This window comes from Mesorhizobium sp. M0854, assembly GCF_040319815.1.
Taxonomy (GTDB): Bacteria; Pseudomonadota; Alphaproteobacteria; order Rhizobiales; family Rhizobiaceae; genus Mesorhizobium.
This window is the reverse complement of record NZ_JAMYOL010000003.1, coordinates 512820-530436: the sequence shown is the minus strand read 5'-3', so window position 1 is coordinate 530436 and position 17617 is coordinate 512820. Positions and strand designations below refer to the sequence as shown.

Here is a 17617-nt window from a genome sequence, read left to right as displayed (position 1 = left end):
CGGTCCGCTGACCACCGCCATTTGCTTTTCTTAACGTGCCGACCTTGAACGCGCTCGCGGCGCGTTTTGCTGTCGGCCGCCGAGGAACAGACTGGCGACGAGCCCGACCAGAACCAGCCCGACAGCGGCCGCCGTCGCCGGGTGATCTCGGGCGGTCTTCTCGATCGCCCGGCCTTGCCTTCTGATTGCCGGCAAGGCGTTGCCGAGCCGCTCAGTGATATCCGAATAGTAATCCGACGCGGTATCGCGCCCGTCTTCGTAAAAGGCGCCGCCCTGCTTCAACACGGCTTTCTTCAAGGTGGCCAGTTCCCTGGCCAAGGCCGCGACCTGCTTGTTGAGATCGGTGTCGGAGATGCTCGAAAGCGATGCCATGACGTGCTTCCTTCATCTGCAGAAGGAAGCCTAACGCATGACCCTCAAGACCGTTCCGGTCAACCCGGCGGGCTCTAGCGAACCTGATCGAGCAGGCGCTTGCATTCCAGGAGGTCGAACAGCGCCTCCTGCAGCAACGCGCGATTGTCACGGGAAAGTTTTGACGTGTCCGGCGGAACCGGACCTTCCTCGTCGGTCTTGCCCATACCGAAAAAACGACGGCTGGGTTTCACCCTCGGCTGGCCAACCAGCATTTCGTCGTCCGGGCCGCGCGGCTGCGCCGCTTGCGTCAGCGGTACCGTGTCGGCCTGTCGGCGCTGCGAGATCGCCTCGACCGCCGCCATGTCGCCACTGCCGACGGCGATCAGAAACTGGTTGCCGTTCTCGCGCAACAGCTTCTGCACGCCCTTGATCGTATAGCCCTGGTCGTAGAGCATATGACGAATACCCTTGATCAGTTCGACGTCCTGCGGACGGTAGTAGCGGCGGCCGCCGCCGCGCTTCATCGGCTTGATCTGGTTGAAACGCGTCTCCCAGAAACGCAGCACGTGCTGCGGCAAATCCAGATCCTCCGCGACCTCGCTGATGGTGCGGAAAGCATCAGGGCTCTTGTCCATGGACGAAACCTCACGCTAGAGCATGATCGCGAAAGGCGGGAACCGGGTTCGGGCGACATCACGCTTAACAAAGAGAGCAGCTTTCCGTCCCGGCGGAACGGATCACACCCAATACCGATCCGGCCTACCGAATCGCATCTTATTTCAGCGGTTTATGAAACAATATTCAAGCCCGGCGCAAAAGCCGGGTTCATTTTTCAACCGAAGCCTGGAGCATGATTCTTGGCAAAGGGGGATTGGGCGGCTACTTGCTACCCTTGGCTTTGCTGTTTTGATGGGAGCGCAGGATACGGTTCTTCAGTACGTTCGACGACTTGAAGGTCATCACCCGGCGCGGCAGGATCGGCACTTCCTCACCGGTCTTGGGATTGCGCCCGATGCGCTCGTTCTTGGAGCGGACGTGGAAGGTCGCGAAGGACGACAGCTTCACCGTCTCGCCGCGAACGATCGCCTCGCAGATCTCATTCAGCACCGCCTCGACAAGCTCGGCCGATTCAGTACGTGACAGCCCAACCTTGCGGTAAACGGCTTCGGCGAGGTCGGCGCGCGTAAGTGTCTTTCCCCCCATACGAACCGTCCCATCAGCTCAAAAACATAAATCGATACAAGCAACGGCAGAACCTAAGTAATTGATCCGTCAAGGTCAAGGACCCGAACCCGATAGTTCGGCACTTACCAGCGGAGCAGGACGGCACCCCAGGTGAAGCCGCCGCCCATCGCCTCGAGCAGTACCAGGTCACCCTTTTTGATGCGACCGTCGGCGACGGCTGCGGACAGTGCCAGCGGCACGGAAGCCGCCGAGGTATTACCGTGCAAATCGACGGTCACCACCACCTTCCGCTCCTCTATCCCGAGCTTTTTGGCCGAAGCGTCAATAATTCGTTTATTGGCTTGATGCGGCACGAACCAGTCGAGATCGGCGGCGCCGATGCCGGCCTGTGCGAACGTCGCCTCGATGACGTCGGTGATCATGCCGACCGCATGCTTGAACACTTCGCGGCCTTCCATCCTGAGGTGCCCGACCGTTCCGGTGGTCGACGGCCCACCGTCGACAAAAAGCTTGTCCTTGTGGATGCCGTCGGAGCGCAGGCTGGCCGCCAGAACGCCTCGGTCGGCGATGCCGCCTGCCCCCGTGCCTGCTTCCAGCACCATCGCGCCGGCGCCGTCGCCGAACAAAACGCAGGTCGAGCGGTCGTTCCAGTCGAGAATACGCGAAAATGTTTCCGAGCCGATCACCAGTACCCGTCTGGCCAAGCCGCCGCGGATATAGAGGTCGGCGGTCGTCACTGCATAGACGAAGCCGGAACAGACCGCCTGCAGGTCGAAGGCAAAACCGTGGTGCATGCCGAGCCGGTTCTGGATCTCGACCGCGGTCGCGGGAAAGGTGTTGTTGGGCGTCGAGGTCGCCAGCACGATCAGGTCGATATCGTCAGCCGTCAGGCCGGCGCTGTCGAGGGCCGCGCGCGCTGCCGCCTCGCCCAGCGAGGCCGTCGTCTCGTCGTCGGCCGCAATGTGGCGCTGGCGAATGCCGGTGCGCTGGACGATCCACTCGTCCGACGTCTCGACCATGCCTTCGAAATCGGCATTCTTCATAATGCGGCGGGGCAGCGCGGCGCCCGTGCCGCGCACGACGGATCTGATCAATGCTCTTTCCTATTCCTTTGCGTCGATGACGACGTCGGATTTCCGGATTGTCTGGGCATTCGGATTGCGGGCATGGAACAGGTCGAGATCGGCTTCGATGCGGTCAAGCAGATTGTTGCGCACCATGTCGTAGCCAAGCTCGATCGCCGCCGCGAAGCCATCCGAATCAGCCCCGCCATGGCTCTTCACCACGATGCCGTTCAATCCGAGGAAGACGCCGCCATTGGAGCGGCCGACATCCATCTTCTCGCGCAGGCGATCGAAGGCGGTCTTGGCGAAGATATAGCCGATCCTGGCCATCAGCGTCCGGTTCATCGCCGCGCGCAGATAGCCGGCGATCTGCCTAACGGTGCCTTCCGCCGTCTTCAGCGCGATGTTGCCGGCAAATCCCTCGGTAACGACGACGTCGACACTGCCCTTGCCGATGTCGTCACCCTCGACAAAGCCATGGTAGTTCATCGAGGCCATGTTGGCCTCGCGCAACATACGACCCGCCTCCTTGACCTCTTCCTGACCCTTGATCTCCTCGACGCCGACATTGAGCAGCCCGACGCTCGGCCGTTCGATGCCGAAAACCGAGCGCGCCATGCCGGTGCCCAGAATGGCAAAGTCAACCAGTTGATGCGCATCCGCGCCAATGGTGGCGCCGACGTCCAGCACCACGCTCTCGCCGCGCAATGTCGGCCAGAGCGCCGCGATTGCCGGGCGATCGATGGTCGCCATGGTGCGAAGGCAGAATCTGGACATTGCCATCAGCGCGCCGGTATTGCCGGCCGAGATGCAGGCGTCGGCAGTGCCTGCCTTGACCGCCTCGACGGCCTTCCACATCGATGACTTCCAGCGGCCATGGCGCAGCGCCTGGCTCGGCTTGTCGTCCATCCGCACTGCGATCTCGCAGTGCACGAACTCACTCACTTCCGCCAGCTTAGGGAATTTGGCGAGTTCGGGCCGTACCACTTCTTCGCGCCCATAAATGACGAAGCGTATATCCGGACGGCGGGTGGCGACAGTCATGAGCGCCGGGATCACCACGCTTGGCCCGTGATCGCCGCCCATGGCATCGATGGAAATCCTGATCACGCGGTGTTCATCTCACGGTTGATTGGCCAGCGGGCTTGCCAAGGTGCGGGGCTCGCGAAGGTTCGGCGAAAATAACGGTTTTGGGCTGCCGCACAACCAACTTTTCTCAAATTGGGTCAGCCATCAGGATTTTCCCAACAGTGATCTGAGCTTTTGCTGGAATTCATTCTCCACAGGCTCGGCATCGCCGGCGGCCTCCAGCGATACACCCGGCTTGCGCGGATATGGATCGATCGCCAAGCCAAAGAACTGCTCGGCAAGCGCCCCGACGTCGATCGCATCGCCGGAAAAGGTTTCCGGGCTGTCCGGGCCTTCGGCGTCGAGCAGGATCTCACCGCCGCCGTCGAAACCTTGCCGCCCGAGCTTGGATTGCTCCGGCAGGAACAGCGCTTCGACCGGCTCGTCGATATGCGCCTCGACCGGGTCGAGGGTGACGATGCAGGCCTGCGTTATATCGGCCTCAACATGGCCGCTGACTTTCACCCCGTTGCGTTTCCAGGGCTCGACCAGGAGTTCGGCGCGATAGTTCTCGACCGAAAGCAGCTCGTGCTCGACGGCCAGCAGGGCGCGCTGGCCAGCGTCGGCATCGATCACCACCGGCAGCCCCTTTTGCGGCAGCCGGGCGACATTTGCCAGGAATGACACTGGGCTGTGGGTATCAGGGTATTTCATCTTCGCCTCCACTTCGCCACCTTCATCGGCCTGCCGTCGCTCAAGCGTTGGCCACGGGAAATGACACCGTTCCGGAAACGATCGATTCGGACGGCTGTTCCGCGAGTTGCCTTGATGCATCGGCGGCATAGAGTGCCAGTTGCGACGCTTGCGGCCAGGCGCCGGCATCCGGCCTGACATTTCGGGCAAGGGCGACGGCGAGTGCATCATGGTCATTTCTTTGCAGCGCATCATCATAGGCGGCGGTACGGCCATAGAACATTTTCGCCAGTTTCCGCATTCGCTTCGGCACGCCGACGTCGCCAATGCCCAATTCACGCAACGAATGTTCGACATCCATGAAGAACTCGTCGATCAGCACCTGCGCAACCTCTGCCGCAGCACCGCCCTCGCCTCGCAACCGGTGCTGGAACAGGAACATGTGCAACGACAGCATCTCGAAGCGGCCGAGCGGCGTGTCCGGTACGTTCCAGGCGGAATAAAACACCGTTTGCCGCGCCGCCGCCACGATTTGTGCGTAAAGCGCCTCGGTGATGGCGCGGTTGGCATGTCGTTCGCGGCCAAAGAGGCGCTGGAACATTTGAGGGTGGTCTCCCGGGACCGTTTGTTGAAGTGGCCTTGTTGCATCGGCAAGCAAGCTGGTTTACCGGTTTTGCGGCCCAGCGCAAGTTGCGGCCAGCTTATGGAGTTGTAGTTGCGCGCGCTGAAATTCAAGTCGACTTTCCTGCCCAAGCCCGGCGGTGCGGTTTCGCTGCTGGTGATCGCTGCGGCACTTTCCGCCTGCAATTCGTCCAAGATGATCGGCGATCTCAATCCGAGCGAGACGCTGACGCAAGGCTACGTCATAGACCAGCAGGCGATCGACCTGGTGCCGGTCGGCTCAAGCCGCGAACAGGTGCTGCTGGCGCTCGGCACTCCCTCGACGAAGGCGACCTTCGATAACGAGGCCTTTTATTACATTTCGCAGACGCGCAAGCGCTATGTCGCCTTCGACAAGCCGCGGCTGGTCGACCAGCATGTGCTGGCGGTCTATTTTGGCGATGACGGGCGCGTCACCCAGATCGCCAATTACGGCTTGAAAGACGGCAAGGTGTTCGACTTCATCTCGCGCACCACGCCGACCGGCGGCAAGGACCAGAACTTCCTCAGCCAGATCATCAGTGGCGCCAGCAAGCTGGCGCCTGGTATTCCCGGCGCCAGCGGCGGCAGCACGCTCGGCGGCAGCTGATCCACCCGAGGGTGTCGGCTTCCTTCCGTTCCTTTCGCTTCCCTGTAAGCGGCATATCTCAGGCAATGAAGAACCCGCGGGAGCGATCCCGCGGGTTTTGTTTTAAGGCCATAGCGACCGAGCTTAGCCGTGCGCGAGAACGGCCAGCAACAGCAGCGCGACGATGTTGGTGATCTTGATCGCCGGGTTGACCGCTGGGCCGGCAGTATCCTTGTAGGGATCGCCGACCGTGTCGCCGGTCACCGAAGCCTTGTGCGCTTCGGAGCCCTTGATGTGCTTGAGGCCGTCCTTGTCGACGAAACCATCTTCGAACGACTTCTTGGCGTTGTCCCAGGCGCCGCCGCCGGAGGTCATCGAGATGGCGACGAACAGGCCGTTGACGATGACGCCGAGCAGCGAGGCGCCAAGCGCGGCAAAGGCGGATGCCTTCGAACCGGAGATCAGGAGGACGCCGAAATAGACCACCAGCGGCGCCAGCACCGGCAGCAATGACGGAACGATCATCTCCCGGATCGCTGCCTTGGTCAGAAGGTCGACGGCGCGCGCATAGTTCGGCTTCGAGGTGCCTGCCATGATGCCCGGATCCTCCCGGAACTGCTTGCGCACCTCCTGGACGATAGCACCCGCGGCGCGGCCGACGGCGGTCATGGCGATGCCGCCGAACAGATACGGGATCAGGCCACCGAAGATCAGGCCGGCGACGACGTAAGGATTGGAGAGGTCGAAGGAGACGTCGCCCATACCCTGGAAGTAGGGGTATTTGTCGCCATTGGCGGCAAAGAACTTCAGGTCGTTAGAGTAGGCCGCGAACAGCACCAGCGCGCCGAGGCCGGCCGAACCGATGGCGTAGCCCTTGGTTACCGCCTTGGTGGTGTTGCCGACAGCGTCGAGCGCGTCGGTTGACTGGCGCACTTCCTTGGGTAGGCCGGCCATTTCGGCAATGCCGCCGGCATTGTCGGTGACCGGGCCGAAGGCATCGAGCGCGACGATCATGCCGGCGAGGCCAAGCATCGTCGTCACCGCGATCGCCGTGCCGTAGAGGCCGGCGAGCTGGTATGTCGAGATGATGCCGCCGACGATGACGATCGCCGGCAACGCCGTCGCTTCCAGCGAGACCGCGAGGCCCTGGATGACATTGGTGCCGTGACCGGTGACCGAGGCCTGGGCGATGGAGTTCACCGGACGCTTGTTGGTGCCGGTATAATATTCGGTGATCACCACGATGAGGCCGGTCACCGCAAGGCCGACAAGGCCGCAGATGAACAGGTTCGTGCCGGTGATGGTCATGCCGGCGACGGTGCCGATCTCACCCCAGCCGATGCATGCCGAGGTGGCCACGGCAAGGCCGACAATTGACAGCAGGCCGGTGACGATCAGGCCCTTGTAGAGCGCGCCCATGATCGAGCCGCTGGAACCGAGCTTGACGAAGAAAGTGCCGACGATCGAGGTGAGAATGCAGGCGCCGCAGATGGCCAGCGGATAGAGCATGGCCGCGCCGAGAACGTCGGTGCCACCGAAGAAGATGGCGGCGAGGACCATGGTGGCGACCACGGTCACCGCATAGGTCTCGAACAGGTCGGCGGCCATGCCGGCGCAATCGCCGACATTGTCGCCGACGTTGTCGGCAATGGTGGCCGGATTGCGTGGATCGTCCTCGGGAATGCCGGCTTCAACCTTGCCGACAAGATCGCCGCCGACGTCGGCGCCTTTTGTGAAGATGCCGCCGCCGAGACGGGCGAAGATCGAGATCAGCGAGGCGCCGAAGCCGAGCGAAACAAGCGAGTCGATGACGACGCGATCGTTTGGCTGCAGACCCATGAACTGGGTCAGGATCAGGTAGTAGATCGAGACGCCGAGCAGGGCCAGGCCAGCAACCAGCATGCCAGTGATGGCGCCCGACTTGAAGGCGATCTCGAGGCCGGCAGCGAGGCTGTTGGAAGCCGCCTGCGCGGTACGCACATTAGCGCGCACCGAGACGTGCATGCCGATGAAGCCAGCGGCACCCGATAGAACGGCGCCGATCAGGAAGCCGATGGCGGCGGTGATCGAAAGCAGCCACCAGGCAAGCAGCAGGACCACGACGCCGACGATGGCGATGGTGGTGTACTGGCGCGCCAGATAAGCCTGAGCGCCTTCGCGGATGGCCGCGGAAATTTCCTGCATGCGTGCATTGCCCTGATCGGCCGCGAGGACCGAACGTGTCGCCCAGATGGCGTAAAGGACTGAAAGCAGACCGCAGGCGATGACAGCTGAAATTATGGTCATTGCCGAATTTTCCTCGATTGGTGGCCCAAAAGAACCCCTCCCCGGGCCGTTGAGACAGGGGACGAATTTTCCGCAACCGGAATCCGTCCCTTCGCAGCGGCTTATGCGAAACAGGGCTCGGAACGTCAAGATATTGTTCCGTTCCTGTCCGGCTTTCGCCCAAAAGATCCCGGGTTTCGCCCAAAAGGCTGGACGGCAGCGCCTGTCGACACTGCCATCCGGTTAGATCGGTTGAAATCGGCGAACAGTGGTCAGGCTTTACGCGGGTCGCCGTCCGGCTGGACGACGAAGACCAGCACCAGCAGCATGGTGATGTAGAATTTGAACGCCGCCTCCTGACCATTCCAAGTCGAAGACTGCCACATGGCGAACCACTCGCCGCCAACGACCATGAAGCCGAAATACCAAACGAGGAAGCCCATTGTGGCGGCAATGATGGCGAACTTCTTGGCATCGTTGAAAGCCTGTCCGCTGGCGTTGCGCGCCTGCCAGAGTTGCCAGGCGGCGATTAGGTAAAGCAGGCAGGTCAGCGCCTCGCCAATGATGATCAGCCAGTAGCCAGCCGTCCACAGCGACGGGTTGGTGATCGAGCGGTACATCAGTGCATTGCCGGGAAAGGTCGTATCCATGCTCAGCACATGCTGGACAAAGGCGAAGTTTGAGCCGTAATCGGTGATGTTGCCGAAGGCGACGAGGAAGGCGAAAGCCGCCAGACACAAACACATGACGATCTTGGAGAAACGCGCGGTCATGGCAAGAACTCCTGCTGAAAGATCGGGGCATCGCACTCATCAATCGCCGAGTCCCGAAGATCGCGCAACGGGTGGGCCAGTGATCATCGTGCTCACAGCCATTGCGAGACATTATGTCGGCAAGCAAGACATTGCCGAGACTGTCGAAGCCCTCGATCTCGACAGTGATTGCGCGGTGGGCGACTTGGTCTCTGTGGTTAGAGCCGACACACAGCACGATTTCGCCATCATCCGCCGCCGCTGGATCACCGGCGAGACGGGCACAACGCTGGAACTGACGCTCGATCATCCGACGCGGTCGACCGGCCACTGAAAAAAGAGCGAACTTCGCCCCGAGACGCTACTCGGGCTCGCGTCCCGTGCGCCGGGCGGTGTAGCGCTCGACCGCCGACAGCCCGTCATAGATCAGCACGGCAAGGGCGGCGACGATCAGGCCACCCTGCAGGATGAAGGCGAGGTTGTTCGACAGCAGGCCTGCGATGATCACCTCGCCCAGTGTCCTCGCCGCTACCGTCGAGCCGATGGTCGCGGTGGCGAGGCTGATCACCACCGACAGCCGGATACCACCGAGAATGATCGGCGCGCTGAGCGGCAGCTCGACCTTGACCAGTCTTTGCCAGCCGGTCATGCCGGCGCCACGCGCCGCCTCGACTACGTTGGCCGGCAGCGTCGTCAGGCCGGTCAGCGCATTCTCGAAGATCGGCAGCAGTCCGTAGAGAAACAGCGCAATCAGCGTCGGCTTTTCGCCGAAGCCGACGGCCGGCACGGCAAGCGCCAGCACCGCCACCGGCGGAAAGGTCTGGCCGATATTGACCAGGCTGCGCGACAGCGGCAGGAATTCGGCGCCGGCTGGCCTGGTGACCAGAATGGCCAGCGCGACCGCAACGACCGTCGCGGCAACGGTCGCGATCAGCACGGTCCGCAGATGCAGCAGCGTCAACGTCAAAAGGCTGCCCTGATTGTAGATTACCGGCGCGTTGTTCTCTGTCAGCGGCTTCAGCAGCGGTTCGAACCAGCCGGGATTGGTGACGAAGGCAATAAGCACCACCACCAGGGCAAGCCTGAGCAGCAAGGGAAGCCAGGCTTTCATGCCGGCCTCGCCGCTCGCTTAACCAGCCCGTCCACAGTGACGCGGCCAAGTGGCTTGCCGTCGGTATCTTTCACCGGAAGTGCCGGGCGGCCCGACCACAGGAGTTCGGCGAGCGCGTCGCGTTGGCTGGCGTCACCGGGGATCGCCTCGCCTTCGGCCGTGCCTTTTTCCACCGCGTCGCGCACCCGGCCAAGCGACAACAGCCGGAACGGTTTTTCACTGGCGCCAACCAGGGTCTCGACAAACGCGCTGGCCGGTTTCGCCAGTATCTCGGCCGGCGCGGCATATTGCACTACTTTGCCGCCATCCATCACCGCGATCTTGTCGCCCATGTGAACGGCCTCTTCCATGTCATGGGTGACGAGGATGATGGTGGTGCCGAAGCGTTTCTGGATCGCCAGCAGATCCTCCTGCGCCTTGTTGCGGATGATCGGATCGAGCGCGCCGAACGGCTCATCCATCAACAGCACGTTGGGTTCCGCGGCAAGCGCCCGGGCGACGCCGACGCGCTGCTGCTGACCGCCGGAAAGCTCATGCGGATAGCGTGGCCCGTAGGCTTGCGGGTCGAGCTGGTATAGCGTCATCAGCTCGTCGACGCGGGCCTTGATGCGGTTGGCGTCCCAGCCGAGCAATACCGGCACAGTGGCGATGTTCTGCGCCACCGTGCGATGCGGAAACAGCCCGTGGCCCTGGATGGCATAGCCGATGCTGCGGCGCAGCTCATAATCCGGGACCGAGCGGTTGTCGACGCCGTCGAGCTTGATCACGCCCGATGTCGGCTCGACCAGCCGGTTTATCATGCGAAGCAGCGTCGTCTTGCCGGAGCCGGAGGTGCCGACGATGACGGCGATGCTGCGCGGCTCGATTACTATCGACACGTCGTCGACGACTGTCGTCTCGCCGAAGCGCTTGGTGACGCCTTCGATCTCGATCATGCCGTTTCAACCCTGCGCTTGCTGGCGCTCATTTCGATCACTGCATCGAGGATGATGGCAGCGGCGAAGGCCAGCACCACCGTCGGAACAGCACCGAGCAGCACCAGGTCCATCGCCGTCTGGCCGACCCCTTGGAATACGAACACGCCAAAGCCGCCGCCGCCGATCAACGCGGCAATCGTGGCGAGGCCGATATTCTGCACCAGCACGATGCGGATGCCGGTGAGGATCACCGGGAAGGCCAGCGGAAACTCGACGCCGAACAGCCGCTGGCGGTCGGTCATGCCCATGCCGCGCGCTGCGTCGTTGGCGGCACGCGGCACACCGGCAAGGCCGACCACGGTGTTGGCCACTACCGGCAGCAGTGAATAGAGGAACAAAGCGACGAAAGCCGGCGCTGTACCGATGCCGCGAATGCCGAGCGCGGCAGCACCCGGAACATGCGAAGCGACCCAGCCGAGTGGTGCGATCAAGAGGCCGAACAGCGCGATCGAAGGAATGGTCTGGATGATGTTCAGCACGTTGAGCACGCCGGCCCGCAATTTCTCGACGCGATGGCAGAGGATGCCGAGCGGCAGGCCGATAATTACCGCAGCCGCCAGCGAACCCAGCGCCAGCGTCACGTGCTTGGAGCCTTCCGCCCAAAAACTCTCGGCGCGATTGAAATATTCCTTGAGGATCGACAGGCTGTTCCAGCTTCCCGAGACGAGCAGCAGCCCGATCGCCGCGGCGGCGACAACAAGCACGCCGATGCGTGCCTGCGGCGACAGGTTCAGCCGCGTAAGCACGTCGGCGAGCAGAAGCGTGAAGGCGAAGATAAGCAGCCAAAAGCCCGAAGCCGGCGAGATACGGGCGAAGGTGTTGCCGGCGGGTGTCAGGAAACTGCCGGCGACGCCGATCAGCAGCGCCAGCGCTGCAAGCGCAACCACACTGGCGGCGAGGCGCAGAGCAAGCGGCGTTTTCAGCAGCGCAATGAGCGCCGCTGCGACGACAATCGCCATCAACAGCGGACCGACCGTCGCAGGCAAAGATTCGAGGATCGAGCGCGCCTCGCCGGGTACGATGCGATTGGCGCGGAAGGTGGCGAATGGCGCCGCAAAAGCCGCATAGGCCGATATCGCCGCGATGACCACGCCGAGCTTGTCGAACCGGATGCGCACGCCCTCCCCCATCGGCCGATCCGGCGCACCTGGAAAGCGGAGCGCCGGAATCGCCTTACTTCAGGAAGCCGTTCTTTTTCAAAAAGTCCTCGGCGACGCCCTTGACCGGCTCGCCGCCAACCTGCACGCGACCATTCAACTCCTGCAACGTGACGAGATCGAGCTTGGCGAACACCGGCTTCAGCAGCGTCTCGATTTCGGGATGCTCCTTCAGCACCGCCTCGCGGATGATCGGCGCCGGCTGGTAGACCGGCTGCACACCCTTGTCGTCCTCAAGCACGACGAGGCCGGAGGGCGCGATACCGCCGTCGGTGCCATAGACCATGGCGGCGTTGGCGCCGTTGGTCTGGTTGGCTGCGGCGGCAATTGTCGCCGCCGTGTCGCCGCCCGACAGCGTGATCAACTGGTCCGGCTTCAGCGTGAAGCCATAGGTCTTCTGGAAAGCGGGCAGCGCGGCCGCCGAATTGACGAACTCGGCGGAGGCCGCCAGCACCACCTTGCCGCCGCCCGAGACATACTTGCCGAAGTCGGAAAGGGTGACGAGCTTATTGGTATCGGCGACCTCCTTGCGCAGGGCGATCGCCCAAGTATTGTTCGCCGGTGACGGTGACAGCCAGACGATCTTGTTGGCGTCGTAGTCGAGCTTCTTGGCAGTCTCGTAGGCCTTGGCGGCGTCTTTCCACACCGGATCGTCGGCCTTCTCGAAGAAGAAGGCGGCGTTGCCGGTGTATTCCGGATAGATGTCTATCTCGCCGGCTGTAATCGCCTTGCGCACCACAGGTGTGCCGCCGAGTTGGATGCGGTCGGTGGTCTGGATATTGTTGGCGTTCAGCACCAGTTGGATGATATTGCCGAGCACGCCGCCCTCGGTGTCGATCTTCGACGACACCACCACCTGGGCACTCGCCGAGGCCAACGCAACTCCGAGCGCCAGTACAGCGCCGGCCAGAACCTTGATTGAAAACATCTCACAAATCCCTTGCTGTGAACCGGAATACGGCTGCCGCATATGAGCATGGCTTCGATGCCCCGTCGGGGTACACGGTTTCATAAGAAAGGGGATGGGCGCAATAATTTTGTTCGGATGCGAGTGACTCCGCCGTTGCCTCGTCCCGACAGCGTGACGTCAGCTGGCCGCGCGCAAGCCCGTCATCTTCAACACGCCCAGTGCCACGAAGCACAGCACGACGACCGGGAAAATCATCCAGTTCAACATCTCCCAGCCCCAGGCATTGTAGACCGCCCCCGACATCAGCGAGGCGAAGGCGACGGAGCCGAACAGGACGAAATCGTGAAACCCCTGGACCTTGCCTTTTTCGGATGACTGGTAGCTGTCGGCCACCATGGCGGTGGCACCGATGAAGCTGAAGTTCCAGCCAAGGCCGAGCAGGATCAGCGCCGTCCAGAACTGCCACAGTGCCAACCCTGACAGCGCCACTATGGCGCAGCCAATCAGCAGCACCAGGCCGATGGCCAGGATCCGCTCAGCGCCGAAGCGATAGATCAGCGACCCCGTGAAGAAGCTCGGCGCGAACATCGCCATCACATGCCAGGAAATGCCTAGCGTGGCGTCGTCGGTCGAAAGGCCGCAGCCGACCATGGCCAGCGGCGCGCCCGTCATGACGAAGCTCATCAGCGCGTAGCTGCCGACGGCGCAAAACAGCGCTGCGACGAAGCGCGGCCTGGTGACGATTTGCGAGAGCGGCCGGGCGTCGCTGTCGGCGATTTCCACCTTGTCGGTTGCCTTGGCCGGGATGCGCAACAAAGAGAGAATGGCGGCGCCGACCGCCGCCAGCACCAGGATGGACGCAAACGAGCCGGCAAACTTCACCGGCGAGAACAGGTCGCCGGTGAAGATGACGATCTGCGGTCCAAGGATGGCGGTGACGATGCCGCCGGCCAGCACAAAGGAGATGGCGCGCGCCTTGAATTCAGGCGGCGCATTGTCGGCGGCGGCAAACCGGAACTGCTGGACGAAGGCGCCCCCGATGCCGATCACGGCCAAGCCGAAAGCGAATAGCCAGAAGCTGGCATGAAACAGCGCCAGCGTGGCGACCAGCCCGCCAAGCGCCGTGACCGCTGTGCCGGTCATGAAGCCGTCGCGCTGGCCGAGCCGGCGGATGATCGCCGCGGCCGGCAAGGAACCGAGCGCCACGCCGACATTGAAACCGGTGATCGGCGCGGTTGCCAGCGACTTGTCAGCATCGAGCAGGTACTGCCCCACCAATCCGCCCATGGAAATGGCGATGGGTGCGGCCGAGCCGATGATCGCCTGCGAGGCTGCGAGGATGAAGGCGGTGCGACGCGCTTCCTTGCCCGCCCCAACGGCGACGATAGCAGTCATGAGGCGTCCTTGCCGCGGCCCTCGCCACGCACCCGGCGCGACACGCGATCAAGCACCGCATTGACCAGTTTCGGCTCGTCTTCCTCGTAAAATGCCTTGGCGATGTCGACATATTCGGAGACGATAACCGCCACCGGCACGTCCTCGCGCTGCATCAGCTCGTAGACGCCGGCGCGCAATATGGCGCGCAATGTGGAATCGAGCCTGGACAGAGGCCAGTCCTCGGTCAGCGCCTGTCGGATGACTGGATCGATGGTCTTCTGGTGCTCGACAACGCCGGCAAGAATGGCGCGAAACCATTGCGCATCGGCTTCGCGATAGAGCGCGCCATCGACCTCCTTGCCGAGCCTGAACGCCTCGTACTCGGCGGTGATCTCGAAGACGCCGCTGCCGGCGACATCCATCTGGTAGAGCGCCTGCACAGCGGCCAGACGGGCAGCACCGCGCTTGTTGGCGTGGCGCACCGTGGGCTGGCCGGGCGAAGCGGGTTCGCTCACGAGGGCGCTCCCAGCTGTTCCTTTAGAGCGATCATGGTCAGCGCCGCACGCGCCGCAAAGCCGCCCTTGTCGCCTTCCGAACGCCTGGCGCGTGTCCAGGCCTGTTCGTCGTTTTCGGTGGTCAGGATGCCGTTGCCGATGCAGACCGCATCCTGCACGGACAGGTCCATCAGGGCACGGCTGGATTCATTGGCGACGATATCGAAATGATAGGTGTCGCCGCGGACCACCGTGCCGAGGGCGACGAAGCCGTCATAGTTCGTCCCGCCTTCGGAGGCACCGTCGAGCGCGAAGGAAATCACCGCCGGGATTTCGAGCGAGCCCGGAACGGTGACGACATCGTATGTCGCGCCCGCTTCCTCGAGGGCCTTTGTCGCGCCTTCGAGCAACGCGTCGGCAAGGTCGTCGTGAAAGCGCGCCTCGATGACAAGAAGGTGGGCCTTCTTCTTCGGACGGATGAACGCTTTGCCGTGTTGGGATGTGCCTGCCATAGATGTCTCCGGGGATCGCCGGTGACTTAGGCCGAAGCCGGTTTGATCGCAAGCGGAAGATTGCCGAAGGAACTTTCAAGGCCAACTCGGCGGCGGTCGCACCAGGGAATGGGCTTTATGGACGAGCGCCTCAAAGCCCCTCTTTAGCCGCCTCCACCAGTCGCGCCGCATAGCGGGCCATGGTGTCGATCTCGAGATTGACGCGATCGCCGACCTGGCGTTCGCCCCAGGTGGTGACCGTCAGTGAGTGGTGGATCAACAGCACGTCGAAGCGGCTGCCTTCGACCTTGTTGACGGTCAGCGAAGTGCCGTCGAGCGCGACGGAGCCCTTGGGGGCGATGAATTTTGCCAGGTCGCGCGGTGCTTCCAGGGTGAAGCGAACGGCGTCGCCCTCCTCCTTGCGCGCCACGATCTCGGCCATGTCGTCGACATGGCCGGACACTAGATGGCCGCCAAGCTCGTCGCCGATCTTCAGCGCCCGCTCCAGGTTGATGCGCGTGCCGGATTTCCAGCCCATCGCGGTCGTCAGCCTGAGTGCTTCTTCCCAGGCCTCGACCTCGAACCAGCGTGCGTTGGCGCCGTCTTCCGGCAATCCCGTCACCGTCAGGCAGACGCCGCCGCAGGAAATCGAGGCGCCGATGGCAATGGTCTGCGGATCGTAAGCGGTGTCGATACGCAAACCGACGCCTTCCCTGAGCGGCTTCACGGCAGCGACGGTGCCGACATCGGTGACGATTCCAGTGAACATTAGTTTGGCCCTGTGAACATCAGTTCGGTCCTAGATGTCTCTTATCCATTCCGCATATGTATCTTCGCCGAAACGCATGTTGCGCAATTTGCGAAATCCCGGCGGGATATTGTTGGCATCGATCGGCGATACAATGCCGCCCTCGCCGATCGCGTCCGGCCCCTGAAACAGCACGATACGATCGACCACTTGTTCGGCGAGGAAGGCCTTGGCGATCTTGGCGCCGCCCTCGATCAGCACGCTGGCCATGCCGAGTGCCGCCAGATCCTCGAGCAGTTCCGGCAGCGCAATATCGCCTTCATACGTCTCAGTGCCGATGAAGCGCACGCCGGCGCGTTCGAGCGTGGCGCGCCGGTGCGGATCGGCCTCGGCGCAGGCAGCGACATAGAGCGGCACACGGTCGACGCCGGCGACCAGTTTCGAAGTCTCGGGTAACCTGATCTGACGGTCGAGTACGATGCGCGCTGGCGAACGGCTCTCCAGTCCCGGAAGCCGAACCGTCAGCGCCGGATCGTCCTCCAGTGCCGTGCCGATGCCGATCAATATGCCATCGGCTTCGGCGCGCATCAGATAGACTTCGCGTCGGGCGATATCGCCGGTGATGGAGACCTGTCCCTCGCCTTTCACGCCGATCTTGTTGTCGCTCGAAAGCGCAAGTTTCAGGATCACTTCCGGGCGTTTTTTCAGAGATCGAATTAAATAGCCGGCCATCTGCTCCGCAGCCTCGGCCGCCAACACTTTTTCCACCACTTCGACGCCGGCGGCACGCAAGATTGCATAGCCCTTGCCGGAAACACGCGGGTCAGGATCGCTGGCAGCGCCGACCACACGCGCCACGCCGGCACTGACCAGCGCATTGGCGCAAGGCGGCGTGCGGCCGTGATGGGCGCAGGGCTCCAGCGTTGCATAGGCGGTGGCGCCGCGCGCCAGTTCGCCGGCCTCTGCCAAAGCCTCGGTCTCGGCATGCGGCCGGCCGCCGACGGCGGTGACGCCACTGCCGACGATCATCGGCCCGTCGCCGTCATCGCGCACGATCAGCGTGCCGACGGAAGGGTTGGTCGAGGTCCGCCCGGCATTCTTGCGCGACAGCCTGAGGGCTGCCGCCATATAGCGGCGATCGAGGACCTCTTGCTCAGCCGTGCTGCGTTCGGACCCTGCCATGCTCAGCTGGCGTCCTCTTCGCTCTTCAGCTCTTCGCCCCTGGGCTCGTCGGTTTTGAGCTCGTCGCCTTTGAGTTCGCCCAACACGTCGTGGAAATCCTTGGCCTCGCGGAAATTGCGGTAGACGGAGGCAAAGCGCACATAGGCGACATCATCGAGCGACTTAAGCGCCTCCATGACCAGCCGGCCGACTTCCCCCGAGGCCACCTCGGTCTCGCCCGAGCTTTCGAGCTGGCGCACGATGCCGGTCACCGCCCGGTCGATACGTTCCGGGTCGACATTGCGCTTGCGTACCGCGATCTCGACAGAGCGCAGCAACTTGTCGCGGTCGAACGGCACCTTGCGTCCAGACTTCTTCACCACGACGAGATCGCGCAATTGGACGCGCTCGAAAGTGGTGAAGCGGCCGCCGCAATCCGGGCAGACGCGCCGCCTGCGGATCGCTGCACCGTCTTCGGCAGGGCGCGAATCCTTCACCTGCGTATCTTCGGACTGACAGTAGGGACAGCGCATGGAGAGCCTTCGGTTCGCGATTCTCGTAGTGCGAACGGCTTAGAGGTTT

21 protein-coding genes are annotated in these 17617 nt (G+C 62.9%); 2 read left to right on the top strand and 19 right to left on the bottom strand.

The features are described 5' to 3' along the window. Window positions 1–30: 30 nt before the first annotated feature. The 7 genes from NKH99_RS08335 to NKH99_RS08305 form a co-directional block, all read right to left on the bottom strand. Window positions 31–372: a hypothetical protein gene (locus NKH99_RS08335; protein WP_352501526.1), complete on the bottom strand. Its 342-nt coding sequence runs from the start codon at window positions 370–372 to the stop codon at window positions 31–33. Window positions 373–446: 74 nt separating this feature from the next. Next, window positions 447–989 carry a MerR family transcriptional regulator gene (locus NKH99_RS08330; RefSeq protein WP_352682035.1) on the bottom strand — a complete coding sequence of 181 codons (543 nt, stop codon included), beginning with the start codon at window positions 987–989 and terminating at the stop codon, window positions 447–449. A 244-nt stretch (window positions 990–1233) separates the two neighbouring features. Then, entirely contained in the window at window positions 1234–1557 is a 324-nt protein-coding gene (locus NKH99_RS08325; RefSeq protein WP_023717292.1) for an integration host factor subunit alpha, read from the bottom strand. A 104-nt stretch (window positions 1558–1661) separates the two neighbouring features. Continuing rightward, window positions 1662–2633 carry a beta-ketoacyl-ACP synthase III gene (locus tag NKH99_RS08320; protein WP_023674509.1) on the bottom strand — a complete coding sequence of 324 codons (972 nt, stop codon included), beginning with the start codon at window positions 2631–2633 and terminating at the stop codon, window positions 1662–1664. Between the two features lie 9 nt (window positions 2634–2642). After that, a complete protein-coding gene (gene plsX, locus NKH99_RS08315) occupies window positions 2643–3713 on the bottom strand; it encodes a phosphate acyltransferase PlsX (RefSeq protein ID WP_352472001.1) in 1071 nt (356 codons plus the stop codon). Between the two features lie 123 nt (window positions 3714–3836). Next, window positions 3837–4385 carry a YceD family protein gene (locus NKH99_RS08310; protein WP_352501524.1) on the bottom strand — a complete coding sequence of 183 codons (549 nt, stop codon included), beginning with the start codon at window positions 4383–4385 and terminating at the stop codon, window positions 3837–3839. Window positions 4386–4425: 40 nt separating this feature from the next. Next, entirely contained in the window at window positions 4426–4965 is a 540-nt protein-coding gene (locus tag NKH99_RS08305) for a ubiquinol-cytochrome C chaperone family protein (RefSeq protein ID WP_353013523.1), read from the bottom strand. Window positions 4966–5079: 114 nt separating this feature from the next. Here NKH99_RS08305 and NKH99_RS08300 point away from each other — a divergent pair, with 114 nt between their 5' ends. Then, window positions 5080–5613, top strand: coding sequence for an outer membrane protein assembly factor BamE (locus NKH99_RS08300; RefSeq protein ID WP_352472003.1), 534 nt, complete (start codon window positions 5080–5082; stop codon window positions 5611–5613). A gap of 123 nt (window positions 5614–5736) precedes the next feature. Here the strand turns inward: NKH99_RS08300 and NKH99_RS08295 are convergent, their stop codons facing one another. Together NKH99_RS08295 and NKH99_RS08290 are read right to left on the bottom strand one after the other, a co-directional pair. Next, a complete protein-coding gene (locus tag NKH99_RS08295; RefSeq protein WP_352501522.1) occupies window positions 5737–7878 on the bottom strand; it encodes a sodium-translocating pyrophosphatase in 2142 nt (713 codons plus the stop codon). A 251-nt stretch (window positions 7879–8129) separates the two neighbouring features. Next, a complete protein-coding gene (locus tag NKH99_RS08290) occupies window positions 8130–8630 on the bottom strand; it encodes a DUF2165 family protein (RefSeq protein ID WP_352472005.1) in 501 nt (166 codons plus the stop codon). A 79-nt stretch (window positions 8631–8709) separates the two neighbouring features. Here NKH99_RS08290 and NKH99_RS08285 point away from each other — a divergent pair, with 79 nt between their 5' ends. Continuing rightward, window positions 8710–8943 (top strand): hypothetical protein, encoded by a 234-nt coding sequence (locus tag NKH99_RS08285; RefSeq protein WP_352542410.1) that lies wholly within the window; start codon window positions 8710–8712, stop codon window positions 8941–8943. 27 nt (window positions 8944–8970) lie between these two features. Here the strand turns inward: NKH99_RS08285 and NKH99_RS08280 are convergent, their stop codons facing one another. From NKH99_RS08280 to nrdR, 10 genes are all read right to left on the bottom strand, one after another. Then, complete coding sequence (locus tag NKH99_RS08280) at window positions 8971–9720, bottom strand: ABC transporter permease (protein ID WP_352542409.1); 750 nt, start codon at window positions 9718–9720, stop codon at window positions 8971–8973. Continuing rightward, complete coding sequence (locus tag NKH99_RS08275; protein WP_352542408.1) at window positions 9717–10655, bottom strand: ABC transporter ATP-binding protein; 939 nt, start codon at window positions 10653–10655, stop codon at window positions 9717–9719. The genes NKH99_RS08280 and NKH99_RS08275 overlap by 4 nt, the downstream gene beginning before the upstream one ends. Next, window positions 10652–11827, bottom strand: coding sequence for an ABC transporter permease (locus tag NKH99_RS08270; protein ID WP_352472008.1), 1176 nt, complete (start codon window positions 11825–11827; stop codon window positions 10652–10654). Before NKH99_RS08270 ends, NKH99_RS08275 begins: the two co-directional genes overlap by 4 nt. Before the next feature lie 43 nt (window positions 11828–11870). Next, a complete protein-coding gene (gene osmF / locus NKH99_RS08265; RefSeq protein WP_352542407.1) occupies window positions 11871–12782 on the bottom strand; it encodes a glycine betaine ABC transporter substrate-binding protein OsmF in 912 nt (303 codons plus the stop codon). A gap of 159 nt (window positions 12783–12941) precedes the next feature. After that, window positions 12942–14159 (bottom strand): MFS transporter, encoded by a 1218-nt coding sequence (locus NKH99_RS08260; RefSeq protein WP_353013519.1) that lies wholly within the window; start codon window positions 14157–14159, stop codon window positions 12942–12944. After that, on the bottom strand, window positions 14156–14656 hold the full coding sequence (gene nusB / locus NKH99_RS08255) for a transcription antitermination factor NusB (protein ID WP_023674496.1): 501 nt from the start codon (window positions 14654–14656) through the stop codon (window positions 14156–14158). Before nusB ends, NKH99_RS08260 begins: the two co-directional genes overlap by 4 nt. Next, window positions 14653–15147 carry a 6,7-dimethyl-8-ribityllumazine synthase gene (gene ribH / locus NKH99_RS08250; protein WP_023674495.1) on the bottom strand — a complete coding sequence of 165 codons (495 nt, stop codon included), beginning with the start codon at window positions 15145–15147 and terminating at the stop codon, window positions 14653–14655. The genes nusB and ribH overlap by 4 nt, the downstream gene beginning before the upstream one ends. A 130-nt stretch (window positions 15148–15277) precedes the next feature. After that, a complete protein-coding gene (locus tag NKH99_RS08245) occupies window positions 15278–15895 on the bottom strand; it encodes a riboflavin synthase (RefSeq protein ID WP_352766897.1) in 618 nt (205 codons plus the stop codon). Window positions 15896–15925: 30 nt separating this feature from the next. Then, window positions 15926–17056: a bifunctional diaminohydroxyphosphoribosylaminopyrimidine deaminase/5-amino-6-(5-phosphoribosylamino)uracil reductase RibD gene (gene ribD / locus NKH99_RS08240; RefSeq protein WP_352766899.1), complete on the bottom strand. Its 1131-nt coding sequence runs from the start codon at window positions 17054–17056 to the stop codon at window positions 15926–15928. A gap of 2 nt (window positions 17057–17058) precedes the next feature. After that, window positions 17059–17568, bottom strand: a complete 510-nt coding sequence (gene nrdR / locus NKH99_RS08235; RefSeq protein WP_023674492.1) for a transcriptional regulator NrdR — start codon at window positions 17566–17568, stop codon at window positions 17059–17061. Window positions 17569–17617 lie beyond the last annotated feature (49 nt).

What these genes read in the sequence shown, in the direction of transcription:
- NKH99_RS08335 (WP_352501526.1), bottom strand. Translation starts at nt 372, where the DNA reads ATGGCATCGCTTTCGAGCATCTCCGACACCGATCTCAACAAGCAGGTC.
- NKH99_RS08245 (WP_352766897.1), bottom strand. Translation starts at nt 15,895, where the DNA reads ATGTTCACTGGAATCGTCACCGATGTCGGCACCGTCGCTGCCGTGAAG.
- ribD (WP_352766899.1), bottom strand. Translation starts at nt 17,056, where the DNA reads ATGGCAGGGTCCGAACGCAGCACGGCTGAGCAAGAGGTCCTCGATCGC.
- NKH99_RS08275 (WP_352542408.1), bottom strand. Translation starts at nt 10,655, where the DNA reads ATGATCGAGATCGAAGGCGTCACCAAGCGCTTCGGCGAGACGACAGTC.
- nrdR (WP_023674492.1), bottom strand. Translation starts at nt 17,568, where the DNA reads ATGCGCTGTCCCTACTGTCAGTCCGAAGATACGCAGGTGAAGGATTCG.
- NKH99_RS08270 (WP_352472008.1), bottom strand. Translation starts at nt 11,827, where the DNA reads ATGGGGGAGGGCGTGCGCATCCGGTTCGACAAGCTCGGCGTGGTCATC.
- NKH99_RS08290 (WP_352472005.1), bottom strand. Translation starts at nt 8,630, where the DNA reads ATGACCGCGCGTTTCTCCAAGATCGTCATGTGTTTGTGTCTGGCGGCT.
- ribH (WP_023674495.1), bottom strand. Translation starts at nt 15,147, where the DNA reads ATGGCAGGCACATCCCAACACGGCAAAGCGTTCATCCGTCCGAAGAAG.
- NKH99_RS08295 (WP_352501522.1), bottom strand. Translation starts at nt 7,878, where the DNA reads ATGACCATAATTTCAGCTGTCATCGCCTGCGGTCTGCTTTCAGTCCTT.
- NKH99_RS08330 (WP_352682035.1), bottom strand. Translation starts at nt 989, where the DNA reads ATGGACAAGAGCCCTGATGCTTTCCGCACCATCAGCGAGGTCGCGGAG.
- NKH99_RS08280 (WP_352542409.1), bottom strand. Translation starts at nt 9,720, where the DNA reads ATGAAAGCCTGGCTTCCCTTGCTGCTCAGGCTTGCCCTGGTGGTGGTG.
- NKH99_RS08260 (WP_353013519.1), bottom strand. Translation starts at nt 14,159, where the DNA reads ATGACTGCTATCGTCGCCGTTGGGGCGGGCAAGGAAGCGCGTCGCACC.
- NKH99_RS08310 (WP_352501524.1), bottom strand. Translation starts at nt 4,385, where the DNA reads ATGAAATACCCTGATACCCACAGCCCAGTGTCATTCCTGGCAAATGTC.
- NKH99_RS08305 (WP_353013523.1), bottom strand. Translation starts at nt 4,965, where the DNA reads ATGTTCCAGCGCCTCTTTGGCCGCGAACGACATGCCAACCGCGCCATC.
- osmF (WP_352542407.1), bottom strand. Translation starts at nt 12,782, where the DNA reads ATGTTTTCAATCAAGGTTCTGGCCGGCGCTGTACTGGCGCTCGGAGTT.
- NKH99_RS08325 (WP_023717292.1), bottom strand. Translation starts at nt 1,557, where the DNA reads ATGGGGGGAAAGACACTTACGCGCGCCGACCTCGCCGAAGCCGTTTAC.